The organism is Myxococcus sp. NMCA1 (assembly GCF_026810205.1).
In the GTDB taxonomy this organism is placed as follows: domain Bacteria; phylum Myxococcota; class Myxococcia; order Myxococcales; family Myxococcaceae; genus Myxococcus; species Myxococcus xanthus_A.
In genome coordinates this window covers 4,808,890-4,826,619 of the sequence record NZ_CP113950.1, presented here as the reverse complement: position 1 = coordinate 4,826,619, position 17,730 = coordinate 4,808,890, and the positions used below count along the sequence as shown (strand labels likewise).

At 69.1% G+C, this 17,730-nt stretch carries 18 protein-coding genes and 1 pseudogene; 6 read left to right on the top strand and 13 right to left on the bottom strand.

The window, feature by feature from the left end; translation table 11 throughout:
- The first annotated feature begins 4 nt into the window (after nucleotides 1-4).
- Entirely contained in the window at nucleotides 5-370 is a 366-nt protein-coding gene (locus tag OZ403_RS20095) for a cytochrome C oxidase subunit IV family protein (protein ID WP_140798562.1), read from the top strand.
- An 18-nt stretch (nucleotides 371-388) separates the two neighbouring features.
- Here OZ403_RS20095 and OZ403_RS20090 read toward each other — a convergent pair whose 3' ends face one another.
- From OZ403_RS20090 to mbhE, 8 genes are all read right to left on the bottom strand, one after another.
- Nucleotides 389-946 (bottom strand): hypothetical protein, encoded by a 558-nt coding sequence (locus OZ403_RS20090; protein WP_268781483.1) that lies wholly within the window; start codon nucleotides 944-946, stop codon nucleotides 389-391.
- Nucleotides 947-1,170: 224 nt separating this feature from the next.
- Entirely contained in the window at nucleotides 1,171-1,542 is a 372-nt protein-coding gene (gene mnhG, locus OZ403_RS20085) for a monovalent cation/H(+) antiporter subunit G (RefSeq protein WP_140792086.1), read from the bottom strand.
- Nucleotides 1,539-1,820 (bottom strand): monovalent cation/H+ antiporter complex subunit F, encoded by a 282-nt coding sequence (locus tag OZ403_RS20080; protein ID WP_140792085.1) that lies wholly within the window; start codon nucleotides 1,818-1,820, stop codon nucleotides 1,539-1,541. The genes mnhG and OZ403_RS20080 overlap by 4 nt, the downstream gene beginning before the upstream one ends.
- Nucleotides 1,817-2,290 carry a Na+/H+ antiporter subunit E gene (locus OZ403_RS20075; RefSeq protein ID WP_268781482.1) on the bottom strand — a complete coding sequence of 158 codons (474 nt, stop codon included), beginning with the start codon at nucleotides 2,288-2,290 and terminating at the stop codon, nucleotides 1,817-1,819. Before OZ403_RS20075 ends, OZ403_RS20080 begins: the two co-directional genes overlap by 4 nt.
- Nucleotides 2,287-3,792 carry a proton-conducting transporter transmembrane domain-containing protein gene (locus tag OZ403_RS20070; protein ID WP_140792083.1) on the bottom strand — a complete coding sequence of 502 codons (1,506 nt, stop codon included), beginning with the start codon at nucleotides 3,790-3,792 and terminating at the stop codon, nucleotides 2,287-2,289. Before OZ403_RS20070 ends, OZ403_RS20075 begins: the two co-directional genes overlap by 4 nt.
- Complete coding sequence (locus tag OZ403_RS20065; RefSeq protein WP_140792082.1) at nucleotides 3,789-4,148, bottom strand: NADH-quinone oxidoreductase subunit K; 360 nt, start codon at nucleotides 4,146-4,148, stop codon at nucleotides 3,789-3,791. The genes OZ403_RS20070 and OZ403_RS20065 overlap by 4 nt, the downstream gene beginning before the upstream one ends.
- Nucleotides 4,149-4,150: 2 nt before the next feature.
- The gene (locus OZ403_RS20060) at nucleotides 4,151-4,594 is read right to left on the bottom strand and encodes a Na+/H+ antiporter subunit B (RefSeq protein WP_140792081.1); all 444 of its coding nucleotides are present in this window, start codon (nucleotides 4,592-4,594) and stop codon (nucleotides 4,151-4,153) included.
- Nucleotides 4,591-6,900, bottom strand: a complete 2,310-nt coding sequence (gene mbhE / locus OZ403_RS20055) for a hydrogen gas-evolving membrane-bound hydrogenase subunit E (RefSeq protein WP_268781481.1) — start codon at nucleotides 6,898-6,900, stop codon at nucleotides 4,591-4,593. Before mbhE ends, OZ403_RS20060 begins: the two co-directional genes overlap by 4 nt.
- Nucleotides 6,901-7,126: 226 nt before the next feature.
- On the opposite strand from mbhE, the gene OZ403_RS20050 reads away from it, so the two are divergent.
- A complete protein-coding gene (locus tag OZ403_RS20050) occupies nucleotides 7,127-8,920 on the top strand; it encodes a thiamine pyrophosphate-requiring protein (RefSeq protein ID WP_268781480.1) in 1,794 nt (597 codons plus the stop codon).
- On the opposite strand, the gene OZ403_RS20045 is transcribed toward OZ403_RS20050, so the two are convergent.
- The 3 genes and pseudogenes from OZ403_RS20045 to OZ403_RS20035 form a co-directional block, all read right to left on the bottom strand.
- The gene (locus OZ403_RS20045) at nucleotides 8,871-9,692 is read right to left on the bottom strand and encodes an acyl-CoA desaturase (RefSeq protein ID WP_268781479.1); all 822 of its coding nucleotides are present in this window, start codon (nucleotides 9,690-9,692) and stop codon (nucleotides 8,871-8,873) included. The two genes, OZ403_RS20050 and OZ403_RS20045, sit on opposite strands and share 50 nt — an antisense overlap.
- A gap of 68 nt (nucleotides 9,693-9,760) precedes the next feature.
- Nucleotides 9,761-10,606 carry a sensor histidine kinase gene (locus tag OZ403_RS20040; RefSeq protein WP_268781478.1) on the bottom strand — a complete coding sequence of 282 codons (846 nt, stop codon included), beginning with the start codon at nucleotides 10,604-10,606 and terminating at the stop codon, nucleotides 9,761-9,763.
- A gap of 589 nt (nucleotides 10,607-11,195) precedes the next feature.
- A pseudogene (locus OZ403_RS20035) lies at nucleotides 11,196-11,420 on the bottom strand (histidine kinase); the annotation flags it as partial.
- A 465-nt stretch (nucleotides 11,421-11,885) separates the two neighbouring features.
- On the opposite strand from OZ403_RS20035, the gene OZ403_RS20030 reads away from it, so the two are divergent.
- Genes OZ403_RS20030 through OZ403_RS20020 form a run of 3 tightly spaced genes read left to right on the top strand, consistent with a single transcriptional unit; the run spans nucleotide 11,886 to nucleotide 15,251 of the window.
- Nucleotides 11,886-12,845, top strand: coding sequence for a Rieske 2Fe-2S domain-containing protein (locus OZ403_RS20030; protein WP_268781477.1), 960 nt, complete (start codon nucleotides 11,886-11,888; stop codon nucleotides 12,843-12,845).
- Nucleotides 12,829-13,755: a fatty acid desaturase gene (locus tag OZ403_RS20025; protein ID WP_268781476.1), complete on the top strand. Its 927-nt coding sequence runs from the start codon at nucleotides 12,829-12,831 to the stop codon at nucleotides 13,753-13,755. The genes OZ403_RS20030 and OZ403_RS20025 overlap by 17 nt, the downstream gene beginning before the upstream one ends.
- Nucleotides 13,752-15,251 (top strand): phosphatase PAP2 family protein, encoded by a 1,500-nt coding sequence (locus OZ403_RS20020; protein ID WP_268781475.1) that lies wholly within the window; start codon nucleotides 13,752-13,754, stop codon nucleotides 15,249-15,251. The genes OZ403_RS20025 and OZ403_RS20020 overlap by 4 nt, the downstream gene beginning before the upstream one ends.
- Here OZ403_RS20020 and OZ403_RS20015 read toward each other — a convergent pair.
- A complete protein-coding gene (locus OZ403_RS20015) occupies nucleotides 15,239-15,862 on the bottom strand; it encodes a nuclear transport factor 2 family protein (protein WP_268781474.1) in 624 nt (207 codons plus the stop codon). The genes OZ403_RS20020 and OZ403_RS20015 overlap by 13 nt on opposite strands.
- A 188-nt stretch (nucleotides 15,863-16,050) precedes the next feature.
- Between OZ403_RS20015 and OZ403_RS20010 the strand changes: the two genes are divergently transcribed.
- Nucleotides 16,051-16,995 carry a patatin-like phospholipase family protein gene (locus OZ403_RS20010; protein WP_237078405.1) on the top strand — a complete coding sequence of 315 codons (945 nt, stop codon included), beginning with the start codon at nucleotides 16,051-16,053 and terminating at the stop codon, nucleotides 16,993-16,995.
- Here the strand turns inward: OZ403_RS20010 and OZ403_RS20005 are convergent.
- The gene (locus tag OZ403_RS20005) at nucleotides 16,992-17,723 is read right to left on the bottom strand and encodes a TVP38/TMEM64 family protein (RefSeq protein ID WP_237078404.1); all 732 of its coding nucleotides are present in this window, start codon (nucleotides 17,721-17,723) and stop codon (nucleotides 16,992-16,994) included. The two genes, OZ403_RS20010 and OZ403_RS20005, sit on opposite strands and share 4 nt — an antisense overlap.
- Nucleotides 17,724-17,730 lie beyond the last annotated feature (7 nt).

The window sequence follows — 17,730 nt, the reverse complement described above, 5'->3', positions numbered from 1 at the left end:
GCGCATGCGGGGCGGGGTCCAGGTGCTGGCCGTCGGAGCCGTGTTGCTGGCGCTGGCCACGCTGTCCTTCGGGCTGTCGAGGCTGCCCCTGGGGGCGTGGGCGGTGCCGGCCGCGCTGGGCATCGCGCTGTGCAAGGCCGTGCTGATTGCCTTCTTCTTCATGCACCTGGCGGAGCGGCCCGGCGGGCCCCGGCTCGTCATCGGCACCGCGGGCGTCTTCGTTGGCATCCTGGTGGGGCTGGTGTTGGCGGAAGCCGCGGCCCGGGCGTGGCCGACGTTGCCGCCAGGGCCCTTTCCCGTTTCCCGGTTGCCGGGCACCGAACGAAGCGGCCCTCCTCGCGCGGCGCCGCCCTGGCTGCCGCTGCCCTGATGCGCCCGAGCCGCGGGCTCAGGGCGGTGGTGCCGGGAGTGCCCGGACGCCACGGCGCTTCGCATCCATGAGGAGCAAGACCTTCCGGACAGGCGTCAGGACGCCCAGGCACGCGCCGAAGACTAGGTGCAGGAGCAGGAACGCGGCGATGGGCGGTCCCGCTCGCTCCAGCGGGGGCGCGGCCCAGGGGACGACCAGCACGGGCATGACGGCCTGGAGCGTCAGGCCCGCGAGCAGGCCCAGCATCACGGCCGCCAGTGCAGTGCCACCCCGAGGCACCAGCATCGCGAAGGCGGTGGCGAGCCCTCCCGCCGTCGCGAAGTGCAGGACGAAGCCGAGCACCACCGCCGCGGCCCCAGCGGGCGCGTCCCTGAAGACCACGCCGCCCACCAGCCGTGGCGCGTACCAGAGGTCGCCCTGGGTGATACCGCCCAGCAGCATGGCCAGCGCGGCCATGACCCAGGCGCTGAGCGTGCCCACCAGCCCTCCCGCGATGAGCACGTCCCGGACCAGGCTCCAGTGGGCCACGGCGTCCGCGTGTTCCGCCTGGAGCTCCCGCTGCCGCCTGCGGTCCATGGCGCCACCTTCCTTCTGATTCGTCCCGACCCATGACGTGACGGGCCTGGGCGTGGCGGCAGTGTCCCTCGCGCTCTCGTGCCGCGCGTAGTGTCTCCCGGGCGCGTCGTTCGCGGCCTGGCGGGCATTGTGCCGGTCCACGGGGCCAGTAGTCCCATGCGCCGGGCGTAGCGGCCCGCCGTGGCCCGGTGGACCTTGGAGGCGCATCCACCCGTGTCTGGCGTTCAATCCTCGCCGTCGGGCCCCAGGCGCGGCTCGTACGGACCTCCAGCGGGGTGGTGTTCCTCCAGGTCGTTCTGGTGCGTGCGCTCCCAGAGCGGGATGCCGGCGCGAAACGCCGCCTGCGCGATGAGCAGCGTGGCCACTGGCGTCATGACGAAGACGAAGGTGACGCCCAGCGCCGCGCGGGCCACCACGCTGACGTCTCCCAGGCCCAGCGCCGCCGCGCCCATCAGCAGGCCCACGCCCAGCGAGGACGCCTTCGCGGCCCCGTGGAGCCGCAGGAACAGGTCCGGCATCCGGAACAGGCCCAGCCCCGCCAGGAGCATCAGCAGCGCCCCCAACACCAGCAACACCGCGGTGATGATTTCCTTCATGGGACGCCCTTCCGTGCGCTGTAGAGATATCTGGCGATGACGATGGTGCCCATGGACCCGATGACGGCCAGCACCAGCGCCACGTCCACCAACTCGGGCTGTCCCACCCAAAGGGCGTAGACGGTGATGACCGCCGACGTCTGGAGCGAGAAGAGGTCCAGCGCCACCACCCGGTCCGTCAGCGACGGACCTCGGAGCAGCCGGTGGAGCGAGAACAGCATCGAGACGGAGATGGCCCCGAGGGCCCCCTGGGTGATGTTCTGCAGCCAGTCGCTCATCGCAGTGCCCTCAACAGTGGAATCTCCACACGCTCGCGGAGCTCCTGGCAGAACGCCTCCCGGGTGGTGGCGAACATGACGTGGACGTAGATGGCCTTGCGGTCCTCGGACACCTCCAGGGCCAGCGTGCCCGGCGCGAAGGTGACGATGAGCGTCAGCAGCGTGATCTCCGCGTCCGTGCGCGCCTCCATGTCGTAGCGGTAGATGGCGGGACGGGTGAGGAGCTTGGGCGTCGCGATCTCGTAGGCCACTCGCACGTTGGCGACCAGCACGTCCCAGCCCACCCCCGCCACCAGCCGCACCACGTTCCACGCCTGCGTCCCATAGCGCGAGGGCACATGCTGCGTGTCGATGAGGGTCAGCAGCACAAAGCCGATGACGAACCCCGTGAGGAGGTTCTCCGGAGTGACGTTCCCCAGCATCGCGGCCCAGAGGAGCGCCAGCATCAGGTTCCAGAGGAACGCGGTCATGGGCGTCCCCCCAGCACCGCCCGCACATACTCCTCCGGGTCCAGCAACTGGCCCGCGGCGGCGTCCGCCAGCTCCAGCAACGGCTCGGCTCCCAGGCCCAGGACGACCATGAACAGTGTCATCGCAATGCAGGGTCCGAGCACGCCGTCTCCCAGGCTCAGCGGCCGAGCGGGTTCCTGCGGCTGGTTCTCCGGCGGCGCCTTCCAGAAGGCCTCGCGCCAGATCTTCATCATGGAGAAGAGGGTGAGCAGGCCCACGACGACAGCCGTCCCCGCGATGATCCAGTGTTCGGCCCGCAGCGCCGCCTGGATGACGGCCAGCTTGGCGAAGAACCCGGAGAAGGGCGGCACGCCCGCGAGCGACAGCGCGGGGATGAAGAACAGCGCGGCCAGCAGGGGTTGGCTCCGGTACAGGTTGCCCATCTGGTGCAAGTCATAGGTGCGGGTGACTCGCGCGGTGGCCCCGCTCACCAGGAAGAGCGCCGACTTCGCGAAGATGTAGTGGATGAGGAAGGCGATGAACGCCGTCAGCGCGCCCCGGGTGAGCATCCCCAGGGCGGCGATGAGGTAGCCAATCTGGCTGATGATGTGGAAGGACAGCAGCCGGCGCATGTCGTACTGCGCCACCGCGCCCAGCACGCCCGTCACCATGGTGAGGCCGCCCATCACCAGCAGGAGGGTGCTGGTGAGCTGAGGGTCCTGCGTGAAGACCAGGGTGAACACGCGCGCTAGGGCGTAGACGCCGACCTTGGTGAGGAGCGCGGAGAAGAGCGTCGTCACCGCCGCCGGGGGCGTGTGGTACGAGGCCGGCAGCCAGAAGAAGAGGGGAAAGGCGCCCGCCTTCAGCGCGAAGGCCACCAGGAAGAACATGGACACGACCGTCATCAGGTTCGGCGTGTCCAGGCCTGGCACCGTGACGGCCAGGTCCGCCAGGTTCAGCGTGCCCGCGGCCCCGTACAGCAGGCCCACCGCGCACAGCAGCACCACCGAGCCCATGAGGCTCAGCGACATGTATTTGATGGACGCTTCGAGCTGCTCCTGTCGGGCCTCCAGCGCGAGCAGCACGAACGAGGCGCCCAGCATGACCTCGATCCACACGAAGAGGTTGAAGAGGTCTCCGGTCAGGAACGCGCCGCACACGCCGCCCACCAGCACCAGCACCAGCGGGTAGTAGGCGCCCGCCTCCTTCGACGCCGGGAGCGTGGCCGCTGAGTAGGAGACCACCGTCAGGCCCATCACCCCGGTGACGAGCACCAGCAGGGCGCTCAGCAGGTCCGCGACCAGGGTGATGCCAAAGGGCGCCGCCCACCCGCCCACCTGCATGGACTGGATGCCTTCGCGGCGCACCGTCACCAGCAGCATCGCGCCCACCACGGCGAGGGACACCATGGTCATCAGCGCCAGCCACCGGCGCGGCCACGCGCGTGACGGGGCGAGCAGCCCCGTGGCCGCGGCGCCCAGGCACAGGATCATGGGCAGGCTGAGCAGCACGGAGGGCGTCATTGCTTGGAGTCCTTCAGCTCGGTGCGCAGCGCCCGCGTGTCATCGGTCCCCGTCTCCTGCGCGGCGCGGTGCACCAGCACCAGCAGCAGCGCGAGCAGGCCGAAGTTGATGACGATGGCGGTGAGGATGAAGGCCTGGGGCACCGGGTCCGCGTAGGGCGGGGAGAGGGCCTCCTGGCCTTCGGGCACCAGGGGCGCGAAGCCGCGCTGCAGCCCGTTGATGGTGAAGATCAGGAGGTTGGTGGCGCTGCCCAGCAGCACCAGCCCCAGCGCGATGCGGACGATGCTGTGGAGCATCAGGCAGTAGAACCCCGCAGCGAAGAGGCCGCCCACGGTGATCGCGAGGAACAGTTCCATGCCTAGCCCCCCATCTCCGGCGCCGTGGTGTCCTCGCCCCGGGCCATGCCCAGGATGAAGCACATGGCCGTCCCCAGGACGACCAGATAGATGCCCAGGTCGAAGAGCTGCGGGGTGCCCACCTTCAATCCATCCGTCCCCGGCACGGGCAACCGCGCCCAGATTCCGGACAGGAAGGGCCGGCCTTCCATCATCGAAGGGACGCCGCTGAAGAGCGCCACCAGCAGGCCCGCAGCGGCCAACCGGGTGGGGTGCACCCGCAGTTGCTTGCGCGCCGCGGTCCGGCCAAACGCCACCATCAGCAACGCGAACGCAGTGGCCGCCATCAGTCCGCCAACGAAGCCGCCACCGGGGATGTCATGGCCCCGCACGGCCAGCACCAGGGACACGAGCAGCAGCACCGGGGCCATCAGCCGCGCCACGGTGTGCATCACCACGGGGTTCATACCTGCCTCTTCTTTCGCTGCGAGCGCGTGCGGAACAGGAGATAGACACCCAGTCCGGACGTCGCCAGCACGGTGGCCTCTCCCAGGGTGTCGAGCGCCCGGAAGTCCACCAGGATGACGTTGACGATGTTCAGCCCCTTGCCGGCGGGCACGCTCTGCGTTGCGTAGAAGTCCGCCAGCCGCGTGTGCGAGGGCACCGAGGCCACGTGCAGGATGATCCAGGTGATGAGCCCGCCCACGGCCAGGGGCAGGGCCGCCGTCCACCAGCGGAAGCGGTGCTCATGCGGCTGCACCGGGAAGCGCGAGAAGACGAGCGCGAACAGGATGACGGTGAGCGTCTGCACCACGATCTGCGTCATGGCCAGGTCCGGCGCGCCGAAGAACACGTACAGCAGCGCCTCCGCCAGGCCCAGCGCGCCCAGCGCGAGGATGGACGTCAGCGCCGAGCGTGACACCACGGCCAGCACCGCCGACACCAGGATGCCCACCAGGACCACCACTTCATGAGACAGCACGTATTTGGACACGCCCCGGGGCCATTCCCCCAGGCGCAGGAAGACGGCCAGCGCCAGCAGTCCGCCGAACGTGGCCAGGGTGACGACGATGTACTGGTGCAGCGAGCCGTTCTGGAGCACCCGCGTCATCGACGAGGACAGCTTGAGCAGGCCGCTCAGGGAGGCCTGGTAGAAGCGCTCCGGGCCGTGGCTGGACAGGTTCAGGGCGCGCAGGCCCTTCAGCACCGGCTGGCGCAGCGCGAAGAGGCCCCCGCCCAAGACGAGGCTCCCCGCGCTCAACCCCAGGGCGGGTGTCACGCCATGCCACAGCGTCAGCTTGAGGTCCCCCGCCTGGCTTCCACCAATGTCCACCGCCGCGATGGCCAGCAGGGGCTGGATGGCCCAGGGCACCAGGCCCAACACCAGCCCGGCGGCGGCGAGCAGCGCGGGCCCCACCCACATGGACGGAGGCGCTTCGTGGACCTTCGACTCCGGCTTTTCGGCGCGGAACGTCTTGCCTGCGAAGGGCTGTACGCCCACGCGCAGCGCCGCGGCCACCATGCCGCCGAAGCCCACCGTGGCCCCCACCGCCAGGGGCCAGCCCCCTGGGCCCTCCAGGCAGGCCTCGTAGATGAGCTCCTTGCCCACGAAGCCGAAGAGAGGGGGCAGGCCCATCATCGACAAGGAGGCGGCCGCGGAGGCCGCGGCCGTCATCGGCATGCGCTTGCGCAGCCCGCTCAGGTGCGCCACGTCGCGCGTGCCCGTCTCGTGGTCCACCGAGCCCGCCACCAGGAACAGCGTGCCCTTGTAGAGCGCGTGCGCGGTGAGGAACGTCACCATGGCCTGGATGGAGGCCGCGGTGCCCTGACCCAGCAACATCACCAAGGCCCCCAGGACACTCACCGTCGCGTACGCGAGCACCAGCTTGAGGTCCGTGTGCCCCAGCGCCAGCAGGGCGCCCAGCACCATCGTCGTCGTGCCCACGACGGTGAGGATGGTTTCCCACGGGGGTGTGCCTCCCAGGACGGGCGACAGCCGCGCCAGCAGGAAGACGCCGGCCTTCACCATGGTGGCGGAGTGGAGGTACGCGCTCACGGGCGTGGGTGCCGTCATCGCGCCCGGCAGCCAGGTGTGGAACGGCATCTGCGCTGATTTGGTGAAGGCGCCGCCCAGCACCAACAGGAGGATGGCCAGGTAGCGGGGGCTGTCGCGCACGGTGCCCGCGGCGGCGATGGTGCCGGAGATGGACAGCGTGCCCACCACGTCGCCCAGCAGGAGCAGGCCCACCAGCAGGGACTGTCCGCCCAGCGCGGTGATGAGCAAGGCCCGCTGCGCGGATTCGCGGGCGGCGTCTTCCTTGTGCTCGAAGCCGATGAGGATGAACGAGCTGAAGGTCGTCACCTCCCAGCAGACGAAGAGCAGGAGCGTGTTGTCGGCGAGGACGATGCCCAGCATCCCGCCCATGAAGAGCAGGAGCCATCCGTAGAAGCGGCCCAGCACCTCATGGTGGACCAGGTAGCGCCCCGCGTAGATGACCACGAGCGTGCCCAGGCCGGTGATGAGCAGCGCCATCAGCAGGGACAGGCCGTCCAGCCGCAGCGCGAGTTCGATGCCCAGGTCCGGCATCCACGGCAGCGTCAGCGATGGCACCTCACCCTGGACCCCGGCGGGAACCTGTGCGCCGAACCACACCGCCAGCCCCGCCGGAAACAGGGCGAGCACCCAGCCCGCCCATGACTTGAACAGCCGGGTGATCAGCACGGCCAAAGCCGCGGCGATGAAGGGAACGAAGAAGGCGATACACAGAGCCATGACCGAGGGCCAGCAGGCCATTGCCTGGGTGTCTGCCTCCAGGCTTCTTCCTTGCACGGCCTCCGCGAGGGCCAGTGGTGGACAGTCCCCGCGGTCGCCCGGCTTTGAAGTGTCGACCAGTGCCCGGTCGCTGCCCCGGCCGCTGGACGGGCGGATGGGAGCTCCGCCGCAGGCGGCGGTGCCCGGGTGCCTAGCTTGATGGCGTCCCCGAACCCGAGGAGCCGTCATGAGCGCCACCGTCTCCGACTACCTGCTGCACCGCCTGTCCCAGTGGGGCGTCCGCCGCATCTATGGCTATCCCGGTGACGGCATCAACGGCATCCTCGGCGCGCTCGGGCGCACGTCGGAGTTCCGCTTCGTGCAGACGCGCCATGAAGAGATGTCCGCGTTCATGGCCTGTGCGCACGCGAAGTTCACCGGCGAGCCGGGCGTGTGTCTGGCCACGTCGGGGCCCGGGGCCATCCACCTGCTCAATGGCCTCTATGACGCCAAGCTGGACCACCAGCCGGTGGTGGCCATCGTCGGACAACAGACGCGCGCCGCGCTGGGCGGCCACTTCCAGCAGGAGGTGGACCTGTTGTCCCTCTTCAAGGACGTGGCCAGCGAATACATCACCATGGTGACCAGCCCCTCCGCCATCCGCCACGCGGTGGACCGGGCGATGCGCGTCGCCATCTACGAGCGCACCGTGACGTGCGTCATCATCCCCAATGACGTCCAGGAAGAGGCCTACCACAAGCCTCCGCACGCGCACGGCACCCTCCATTCGAGCGTGGGCTACAGCGTGCCGCGCGTGCTGCCTCGCGAGCGGGACTTGCGGCGGGCGGCGGACGTGCTCAACGCCGGGAAGAAGGTGGCCATGCTGGTGGGCGCCGGAGCGCAGGCCGCGGCGGACGAGGTGATGCACGTGGCGGAGCTGTTGGGCGCGGGCGTGGCGAAGGCCCTGCTGGGCAAGGCGGTGCTGCCGGATGACGTGCCCTATGTCACCGGCTCCATCGGGCTGCTGGGCACCAAGGCGAGCTGGGACCTGATGTCGGACTGCGACACGTTGCTGATGGTGGGCACCAGCTTTCCGTACTCGGAGTTCCTCCCGAAGGAGGGGCAGGCCCGGGGCGTTCAAATCGACCTCGATGGCCGGATGCTGGCCATCCGCTACCCCATGGAGGTGGCGCTGGTGGGGGACAGTCAGGAGACGTTGAAGGCGCTGATTCCCATGCTCGAGCACAAGAAGGACCGGAGCTGGCGCGACAGCGTGGTGAAGAGCGTGCGGCAGTGGGAGAAGACGGCGGAGGCGCTCGCGATGGACAGCGCGAATCCCGTCAACCCCCGGCGCGTGTTCTTCGAGCTGTCGTCACGGCTGCCGGACGGCGTCATCCTGACGGCCGACTCGGGGTCGGGCACGAGCTGGTACGCGCAGCACCTGAAGATTCGCAAGGGGATGATGGCGTCGCTGTCCGGGAACCTGGCCAGCATGGGCTGCGGCGTGCCCTATGCCATTGGCGCCAAGTTCGCATTCCCGCACAGGCCCGTCATCGCGCTGGTGGGCGACGGCGCCATGCAGATGAATGGCAACGCGGAGCTCATCACCGTGGCCAAGTACTGGAAGGAGTGGAAGGACCCGCGCTTCATCGTCATGGTCCTCAACAACCGGGACCTCAACATGGTGACGTGGGAGCAGCGCGTGCTGGCGGGCGATCCGAAGTTGCCCGCGTCCCAGGACCTGCCGGACTTCCCGTACGCGGCCTATGCGGAGTCCCTGGGCTTCAAGGGCATTCGCGTGGACCGGCCGGAGTCGCTGGGCCGCGCGTGGGATGAGGCGCTGAGCGCCGACCGGCCCGTCGTCTTCGAGGCCTACGTGGACCCGGACGTGCCGCTGCTACCGCCGCACATCACCTTCGAACAGGCGAAGCACTATGCCCAGGCGCTGGCGAAGGGCGACGTGGACACGGGCGGCATCCTGAAGCAGTCGCTCAAGGGCATGGTGGAGACACTGTTGCCTCGGGGCGGCGGGAAGTCTTGAGCGGCAAGCTCTGGCGCCCCTCCATTGGCCGGGGTACTTCCTCACGGGGCGCCTTGCGCAGCTGGATGAGCTTCAGCCGTGCGAGCAACCGCATCACCTGCCAGGTGGGGTCCAGCTCGAAGCGCCTCGCGGCGAAGTCGGGGCTCGCCGGCCGGGCGTGGTGGTTGTTCTGGAACAACTCGCCCATGCACACCACGTCCAGGGGCAGCGTGTTGCGCGATTGGTCTCGGGTCGCGAAGTTGCGGTAGCCGTACCGGTGTCCGCACCAGTTCACGATGGCGCCATGCACGGGCCCCATCACGAAGTGCACAGGGAGGAGCGCCCAGTGCCACCAGCGCGTGGCGAAGCGCTTGTAGAAGAGCGTGTAGAGCGCGCCGAACCCCAAGCGTGAGGTCCAGCTGCGGAAGAAGCGGTCCACTGCGGGCCACTCGGGGTAGCCACCCATGAAGCGTGCTTCGGCCTGGACGCTCCCCGTGAGCAGGCCTCCGTAGCGGCGCCCCGTTTCCAGCATCATGCGCGGCAGGTGCTGGTGGTGCGCGGGGGAGTGCGGGTCACGGTCGGTGTCCGCATAGGCATGGTGTTCACGGTGAAGGATGGCGTAGGCGCGTGGGTCGAGGTAGCTCGCGCCCTGCACCAGCGCGGTGCTCAGGTGCAGGGCGCGTTCAGCGCGCGGCGTCATCGCGAACATCCGGTGCGCGGCATAGCGGTGCTGGAAGAGGCTCTGGAAGAGCACACTCAGCGTCCAATGAGAGGCGAAGGCGAAGGGGATCATGTTCGTACAACCGCCTATGGTGTCACCCTTCTGTCAGCCAACGCCCGATACCGGGGCAGGACGGCGGCTCACGGCTCGCGAGGCTGGTAGGGGCGGGCGTCCAGCGGCAGCTCCAGGGAGAAGGTCGTTCCGGTCGCGGTGTCACTCTGGGCGGAGACCGTTCCTCCATGTGCTTGCGCACACCCCCAGACGAGCGTCAGTCCAAGCCCCCAACCCTTCGAAGGGCCTTCCTTCGCGGCGTGGGTCCGGGTGAAGGGCTTGAAAATCTGTTCCTGGTCCGCAGGCGCGATGACGGGGCCGCGGTTGTGGACGGACGCTCGCGCCCGGTCTCCGGCCCGTGTGACGGTGAAGGTGATGGGCTCCGTGGCGGCCCCGTACTTGATGGCGTTGCTGCCCAGGTTCCAGAGAGCGCGGCGGAGCTCCTCCGCGCTCCAGATTCCCCGGACGCGCTCCTCCGCCTGGAGGACGAAGCGGTCCCCATGGAGCGCAATCAGCTCTTCGACCACTTCCTGCGCGACACCACCCAGGTCGCACATGTCGAGGCGAAGCGGGAGCCGCTGGCCCCCCTGGATGCGGTTCGCGTCGAGGAGATCCCGCACCATCCGGTCGGTGCGTTCAATGTTCCGGTCAATGCGCAGCGCCACGTCGCGTCGTTGGTCCAGTCGCTCGGGATGCCGCATGAGAAGCTGAGCCCCCGACTTCGCCGCCGACAGGGGGCCGCGAAGGTCGTGGGCGAGCACCGAGACGAAGTGCTCGCGAAGCGCCCGCTCGGCCTGCAACGCTTCGATTTTCTCGCGCAGATTCGCGTACAGCTTGGCGTTGTCCAGGTGGACGCTCAGCTGCTGGCCCAGAGACAGGAGCCGCCCCTTCTCCCGGGCGGTGAATTCCCGGACCTCGGCAAGGCCGACATACATGATGCCTACCAGTGCGCGGTGGGGGGGGAAGTCGAACCCCGAGCAGCGAACGAAGTCCGCTCTGACGCAGCGGAGGGCTCACCTCGAGCGACGTCGTCTCGGCATCCAGGACCGAGCTGGTCTCCTCGCCCGCGGCGGCAACCCTGCCAGGAAAGGACGCAGGATTCATGGAGGCCGCGTAGTGCTCGAGCTGCTCGCTCGCCAATCCCGCGGCGGCCACGGTGACGAGCTGTTCCCCCTCGGCCTCATACAGGAGCACGGCACCACTCTGGGCGCCCATCGCCTCGATGATCAACTCGAGGACATCCTTCAAGTGGTCACGCAGGGATGCCGCATCCCCCTCGATAAGCGCCTCACTGGCCACCTTCTGGAGCAGCCGCAGGTATCGCTTCTCCGTCTGTTCATCCTCCAGCAGGTGACGGCTGAAGAGTTCCGACACGGCGGTCGAAGCGGCATGCGGCTCCGTGAAGAGCCGCTCGACGTCAAGGGCGCTAGGGCGGGCTTCAGGCGAAGCGTTCGCCCACATGCTGGCGATGCACCGTCCCAGGATGGCGAACTCCTCGATGACCTCCGCCACGTTGAAGCCCTGCCGGAGGCGGGCGGCCACATGCGTCTCGACGTGCGCCCGCAGCGCGTGGGCAAGCGCACCGGGCGCCCCTTCCTCGTCAGCGAGCGAGGCCACGTAGACAGGCATGATGTTCTTGAACTCGGGGGCGTCGAGCCCTCGAGCGGACGCGGCCTGAGCTGCCTGCTCGAACCACCGCCGGATGATTTCCTCTTGATGTCGACGGATGATGCCCGCAACGCTCGTCATCGGGAGTCCTCATCCTTGATGATGGACATCGACATCGCCTGCTGCTTCCCGCATCCGGAGACACTCAATGTGTCTCGTTGAATGCAGTGCTAGCGCAGCACTGGGAGAGGGAATTTCAAGGGCCGTCCGTCCGCCGCCTCTATCCACCGGGGACGCCGCGGCAGCAGGTCCAGGGCCAGCCCCGCCACGGCGCACGCCTTGGCCGTCCGCCACAGCGCGCCTGGGAGTCCTTCCCGCAAGGGCCTGGCGACCTCCGTGACTCTTTCCGCGTCACGCTCCACGGCGAGCCCAAGGAGGAGGAGGGGGCTACGAACAGGCCCTCGCGTGGCATGTCTCGGCGGGGACGCTCCTGGTCCGACGGTGTTCGCCAGCGAGCGAGGGCATCGGCCTTGGGGGCTTCGCGAGGGCGCACTCCCCTCCGCGTGCAGATGGCCACAGGGCGGGACGGTCCGTTAGGGTCTCGACATGGTGGTGAAGATTGCCTCGCGGTCGAAGCCTGTGCGTCACCCCGAGCCAGGCCGGCTGCGCGCGTGGCACCTCGTGTGCCCCTCCGAGGCGCTCCGGCCCGGGCAGGTGATGCGCTGGAGCACGGGCGCGCGGGAGCTGGTGCTCTTCCGGGGACGGAGCGGCGCGGTCCATGCGCTCGCCGCCCATTGTCCCCACATGGGCGCGCACCTGGGCGGTGGCACCGTGGCGGGGGACTCACTGCGGTGTCCGCTCCACCACTGGCAGTTCGACGGCAGTGGCACCTGCAAAGGGAAGACGGCACAGAGGGCGTTCCCCGTGGTGGAGCGGTACGGCGCCATCCTGGTCTTCAATGGCCCCATCGTGCTGTTTCCTCCACCGGAGGTGGGCAGCGGGGCGTTGCGCTGGGGCACGTCGTCTCGCTTCGCGGTCCGTTGTGACTGGCTGCCCGTGGTGGCCAATGCCTTCGACCTGGAGCACCTGCGCACGGTGCACCATCGCGAGCTGCGGGACGCGCCGGTGGTAGAGCGCCCGGACCCGTTCACCTTGCGCGTTCGGTACACGTCCCGCGTCACGGGCAGCGGGCTCAGTGACCGGGTGATGAAGTTCCTGTCCGGCGATCGCATCGGTGTCACGCTCACGTTGCATGGCGGCACGCTCCTGTCCGTGGAGAGTGACCTGGGGCGCACGCGAAGCGCGTTGCTCGCGGGCCTTCATCAGAGTGAGGAGGGGTTGTTCGTGCGGCTGGCCTTCGCCGCGCGGCGCAGTCGGCTTCCGGGGGTGGACTGGCTGGCGCTCCAGGTGTCGCGGTGGCTGTTCACGTCGTTCCTGCGGCGCGACCTGTCCGTGCTCGACGGGATGCGCTTCAACCGGGCGGGGGCGGCGGCGGACCCGGTGCTGCGCCAGGTGCTCGATTTCACCGACAGCCTGCCGGAGGCGCCCGATGACGACCGCGGGTGAGGGCGAGGGAACCCCGATTCCGGCCGCGCTCAACGCCGTGCTCCTGGTCTGCGCCATGGCGGCCTGTGCCGGATGCTTGTGGCTGGCGTCACACGCGGAGCGACTCGTACTCCAGGTACTGGCCGCGGTGGTCTTCTCCTTCGTCAACAACACCGTGTTCTCGCTGCTGCATGAGGCCACGCACGGCGTGCTGCACCCCGTGCGGCGGGTGAACGACACGCTGGGCCGGGTCGCCGCGGCGTTCTTTCCCACGTCCTTCACGATGCAGCGCGCCTTCCACCTGAACCACCACCGCCACAACCGGACGCACCTGGAGCAGTTCGACTACTTCCGGCCCGGAGACAACCGCTTCCTGAAGCGGGCGCAGTGGTACTCCATCCTCACAGGGCTCTACTGGCTGTTCGTCCCGGTGGGGGCGGTGGCCTTCGCGCTCGTTCCCGGATTGCTGCACCGGCTGCGCGGCACGGGCACCCGGTACGGCGAGCAGACGGGCGCGGACGCGTACCTCGGACGCCTGGAAGCAGCGCCTGGAGGCGCGATCCGCGCGGAGGTGTTGCTGGCGGTCTGTGTGCAGATGGGGCTTGTGTTGGCGTTGGATGTGTCCGCGATGGGGTGGGGGCTCTGCTACGCGGCCTTCGCCATCAACTGGAGCGCGCTTCAATACGCGGACCACGCGTGGTCACCGCTGCATGTCCGTGACGGCGCGTGGGACCTGCGCGTGGCCGCTCCGGTGCGGTGGCTGTTCCTCAACTACCACTATCACCGGGCCCATCACCGGCACCCGCACGTGCCCTGGCTCTACCTGGGGCGCTACGTGGACTCGGAGGTGGCGCGACCGTCCTTCCTGCGCATCTGGCTGTCCATGTGGCGAGGCCCTCGGCCACTGCCCGCCGCAATGGAGGAGCGATGAGCCCGCGTCCCGCGTTGTTCGGCTGGCCACGCAAGGAGGAGCTGGCCCTCACGGCCGCCATGGCCACGGGCTTCGCCCTGTTCTTCGTGGCTGTCTACGGCGGCGCGAGCTGGCTCACGGGCTTCTACACCGGGGGCCTCCGGGTGGAGCTGTCCTTCGAGCGCCACATCCCGTTCATGCCGTCCTGGGCGCTGGTCTACGTCAGCATGGACGTGCTGCTCCTGCTGTCCCTGTTCGTCTTCCGGACGTGGCGGGACATGGTGCCCTTCGCGCTGGCGCTGTGTGTGGAGACAGCGCTCGCGGCCGTGTGCTTCCTGCTCTTCCCGGTGGAGGTGGCCTGGCCGCCGCGCGCCGTGGAGGGGACCTGGGCGGGCGTCTTCCAGTTGGCGGACACGCTGAACCTGGAGCGGAACTACCTGCCGTCCCTCCACGTGGCCTTCGCTTGCACGGCGGCCCTGGCCTACGCGGAGCGGGCCGGCGTGCTGGGGCGTGCCCTGTTCGGCTTATGGGCGCTGGCCATCGCGGCGTCGACGTTGCTCATCCACGAACACCACGTGGTGGATGTGGTCGCGGGGGCATTGTTGGCCTGGGGCACGTGGCGGTGGGTGGCTCCCTGGATGCGCCGCACAGCGTTTCTGGAGGCCCTGCGAGTCGAGGCCTTGTGCGCCCGGGAGTCCTACCGCTTCGCGCGGCGTCACCTGCGTTACGGGCTGATTGCCCTGGTGCTCTACCGCTACGCGGTGAGCCGGTGGTGGCGCGAGGCACGGGTGGCTCGGGTGGGCTTCTGCTTCCTCCAACTGGTGGACGACGTGCTGGACGGGGACCGCGCGGTGGACGGAGAGCCGCTCGACTGGGTGGACGCGCTCCTCTTGGAGCTGGAGTCGGGGCGAGGGGAGGACCGGGGGACGGCGGCCACGCTGGGGCGCGTGCTGCTCGAGCGGCTGGAAGACGACACGGCGCGCGCCCAGGTCTTCGCGCTGGTGCGGACGATGCGCAGGGACCGGGAGCGGGTGAAGGCCGGACAGTGGTGGAGCGCGGAGGCGCTTCGCGCGCAGCAACGCGACACGTTCTGCTTGTCGGTGGATTTGATGCTGCACGTCGCCGGGGCGGGCGTCCGGGCCGAGGACGCGCCCGCGCTGATGGATGCCTTCGGTTGGTGCTCGGTGATGCGGGACCTGCGGGAGGACCTGGCCCAGGGGCTCTACAACGTTCCGGAAGTGGTCGCGGCGGCCGTCCGGAGTGAGGGGGCGGACCCTACGCACATCGATGCACTGTTGAGCACGGAGCCGGGCCGCGAGTGGATGACGGCGGAGTACGTCCGGGCCAGGGCGTTGTTGGATGATTCGGCCGGACAGCTGGCGGCATTGGAGGGCCGTCCGGGGCTGGCGTTGCTGCGCCTGTTCCACCGCTCCATCGAGTCCTTCTGGCGCAAGCGCCTTCCCCGGCGCCATCCCTTCCTGGCCGAAGTGCCGGCCCGTCGGCTTCAGGGCGCGTGAGAGGCGGGCCCGGGGATTCGGCGCCGCAGACTCCGGCCGATGACCGCGCCCGCCACGAGCGCGCCAAGTCCGATGACCGTCGCGCCCGCGAGCGCGAGGTGCTTCACCCGCGTGAGGAGGGGATTGTCGAAGACGTTGGTGGAGTAGTGGAACGCGGCAATCCGCCAGTGGTCGCCCTCCCGGACCAGGGTGCAGGTCCACCGGCCGTCGATGACGATGTCCGTGCCGTCCGTGAGGACGTAGTGGTCCCGCGACGAACCGCGCGCGATGCCGGTGTCACCGTACAGGCGGGTCAGGTCGTCCACCTCGAACTTCGCCTGGATGCGGTCCACGACGCGATTCGGCCCGCGCATCATCTCGTCGTAGTACGCGCGGATGGATTCCTTCCCCACGCGCACGTCGTTGTTCATCGTGGTGAAGGAGACATCCGGGTGCAGGTGGCTCAGCAGCCGGTCGATGTCCTGGGCATTGAGGGCGTCTTCCATCTCCTGCTTGAGGACGCGCAGGGCGTCATGGGTGGCGGCGTCGGCGGTGGGCTGCTGGGCCAGCACCGCGGATGGCGGGAACGCGAACAGCAGCGCCACCACACAACAGCCAGGCAAGCGGATCATCGAGGCTCCGGAGGGGGGAATCCGCCCATCCTAGAGAGCCTTCCGGCCGGTGGTGCATGGAAGTTGCCGTCCGGGGTGCCCCAGCGCACCGAGGGCCGGTGGACAGGGGCCCACGCCCCGGGGTGATTCCTGACGCGCTGGCACGCGCCTATCCATCTGCGCCAGGTCCATTTCCCAGGAGGCGTGCCATGAAGGATCGTCCCGCAACACTCGTACTGTCCGGCGGTGGCGCCAAGGGAGCCTTCCATGTCGGCGCCGAGCGCGTCCTCCGGGAGGTCCACGGCTTCCGCTGGGAGCGCATCTTCGGCGTGTCCGTGGGCGCCCTGAACGCCGCGCTGCTGGCCCAGCACTCCTACCGGGCACTCAATGACATCTGGTTGAACATCCGCGAGGCGGACCTCTACCGGAAGCTGCCCTGGCCACTCGTGGCCCTGCGCGTGGGCCTGTTCCGCAAGCTGGGGCTGTATGACAACTCGCCCATGCGGGAGCTGATCCAGCGGCACCTCGCCGGGCACCGCTTCCGGGTGCCCGCCCACGTGGGGCGCGTGTCGCTGGTCTCCGGCAACTACGAGCTGGTGCCCAGTGATTCGAGGGACTTCCTGGATGCCATCTGGCAGAGCGCGACGTTGCCCATCCTCTGGGAGCCCGTCGGCGCGTCGGCCCTGGTCGACGGGGGCCTGCGCAACGCCACGCCCCTGGGGGATGCGCTGGAGTTCGGCCCGACGGAAATCGTCGTCATCGTCTGCTCACCGTCCCAGATTGAACGGGCGAAGCCGCCGGCCAATCTCCTGGAGGTGGCCACGCGCAGCCTGACCGACATCACCCTCAACGAAATCCTGCTCAATGACGTGGATGCCTTCGTGCGCATCAACGACATCGTCCGTCAGGCCTATGATGCGGGGCTCACCGTGCGGCGTCCGGATGGAGTGCCCTACCGGTACTGCCGCATCACCGTCATCGAGCCCGCACGGCCCATGGGGGACATGTTGGACTTCGCGCCGGAGGTGATCCGGATGCGGCTGCGGCATGGTGAGGAGATGGCCCGGGCCGTCTCGCTGCCCACGGGCGTGGGCCCTGGAGAGCGCGTGCAGCGCCGCGTGGAGCTCTTCCCGGAGCCCCCCATGCATGCCTAGAACGCCGCGGGCTTGGCCGTCCCTTCGGAATGACGGATGGAGCGTGGCGCGGGGGGCGACGGTGCCGAATGCGGCTCCGGCGCATCTGCGTTGATCTCCTTGTAGAAGCGCCGCCCGATGTAGACGCCGAGCACCAGCGACACCACCAGACCCACGGCGGAGACCACTGTCATCGTCGTGCGGCCCTGGGCCAGACCACTGCCGAGCTGCGCCGTGAGGAAGGTGCCAGGAATGGTGCCAAGGATGACGCCGGCCAGCGTGGGCATCAGCCGCGCTCCGCTCGCCGCCGCCGCCGCCAGCATCACGTCGGTGGGGCACAGCGGATTGATGCAGGCGGTGAAGGCGAAGAGGAAGTCATGCCGCCTCGCCGCCCGCACCAGTGCGGGGTACTTGCTGCCAGCCAGGCGCTTCATCAGCCCGGTGCCCAGCTTGCGCGCCGCCGCGAAAAGCAGCAGGCCCGACAGCAAGCCGCCCGTTAGTGAATAGAGGGTCGCTGCGAGCGTGCCAAACATCATCCCGCCCACGGCCGTCAGCAGCTGACCCGGAAGCAGTGTCACGGGCCGGATGGCAAGGAAGCCGATGTATGCAATGGGCGCCCACTTCCCGAAGGGCTCCAACCAGCTGGCGAGGCGCTGCTGGTCGACGAAGTCCGGCCCGAGCAGCCGGAGTGCGACAAGCCCCCCCACTGAGACGAGCATCGGGGCCAACACCCGGAGCCAGGTCTTCACCGACTGC

Bases quoted from the DNA above. Each gene is read 5' to 3' on its own strand.
- OZ403_RS20095 (WP_140798562.1), top strand. From the start codon at position 5: ATGCGGGGCGGGGTCCAGGTGCTGGCCGTCGGAGCCGTGTTGCTGGCG.
- OZ403_RS20090 (WP_268781483.1), bottom strand. From the start codon at position 946: ATGGACCGCAGGCGGCAGCGGGAGCTCCAGGCGGAACACGCGGACGCC.
- mnhG (WP_140792086.1), bottom strand. From the start codon at position 1,542: ATGAAGGAAATCATCACCGCGGTGTTGCTGGTGTTGGGGGCGCTGCTG.
- OZ403_RS20080 (WP_140792085.1), bottom strand. From the start codon at position 1,820: ATGAGCGACTGGCTGCAGAACATCACCCAGGGGGCCCTCGGGGCCATC.
- OZ403_RS20075 (WP_268781482.1), bottom strand. From the start codon at position 2,290: ATGACCGCGTTCCTCTGGAACCTGATGCTGGCGCTCCTCTGGGCCGCG.
- OZ403_RS20070 (WP_140792083.1), bottom strand. From the start codon at position 3,792: ATGACGCCCTCCGTGCTGCTCAGCCTGCCCATGATCCTGTGCCTGGGC.
- OZ403_RS20065 (WP_140792082.1), bottom strand. From the start codon at position 4,148: ATGGAACTGTTCCTCGCGATCACCGTGGGCGGCCTCTTCGCTGCGGGG.
- OZ403_RS20060 (WP_140792081.1), bottom strand. From the start codon at position 4,594: ATGAACCCCGTGGTGATGCACACCGTGGCGCGGCTGATGGCCCCGGTG.
- mbhE (WP_268781481.1), bottom strand. From the start codon at position 6,900: ATGGCTCTGTGTATCGCCTTCTTCGTTCCCTTCATCGCCGCGGCTTTG.
- OZ403_RS20050 (WP_268781480.1), top strand. From the start codon at position 7,127: ATGAGCGCCACCGTCTCCGACTACCTGCTGCACCGCCTGTCCCAGTGG.
- OZ403_RS20045 (WP_268781479.1), bottom strand. From the start codon at position 9,692: ATGATCCCCTTCGCCTTCGCCTCTCATTGGACGCTGAGTGTGCTCTTC.
- OZ403_RS20040 (WP_268781478.1), bottom strand. From the start codon at position 10,606: ATGTATGTCGGCCTTGCCGAGGTCCGGGAATTCACCGCCCGGGAGAAG.
- OZ403_RS20030 (WP_268781477.1), top strand. From the start codon at position 11,886: ATGGTGGTGAAGATTGCCTCGCGGTCGAAGCCTGTGCGTCACCCCGAG.
- OZ403_RS20025 (WP_268781476.1), top strand. From the start codon at position 12,829: ATGACGACCGCGGGTGAGGGCGAGGGAACCCCGATTCCGGCCGCGCTC.
- OZ403_RS20020 (WP_268781475.1), top strand. From the start codon at position 13,752: ATGAGCCCGCGTCCCGCGTTGTTCGGCTGGCCACGCAAGGAGGAGCTG.
- OZ403_RS20015 (WP_268781474.1), bottom strand. From the start codon at position 15,862: ATGATCCGCTTGCCTGGCTGTTGTGTGGTGGCGCTGCTGTTCGCGTTC.
- OZ403_RS20010 (WP_237078405.1), top strand. From the start codon at position 16,051: ATGAAGGATCGTCCCGCAACACTCGTACTGTCCGGCGGTGGCGCCAAG.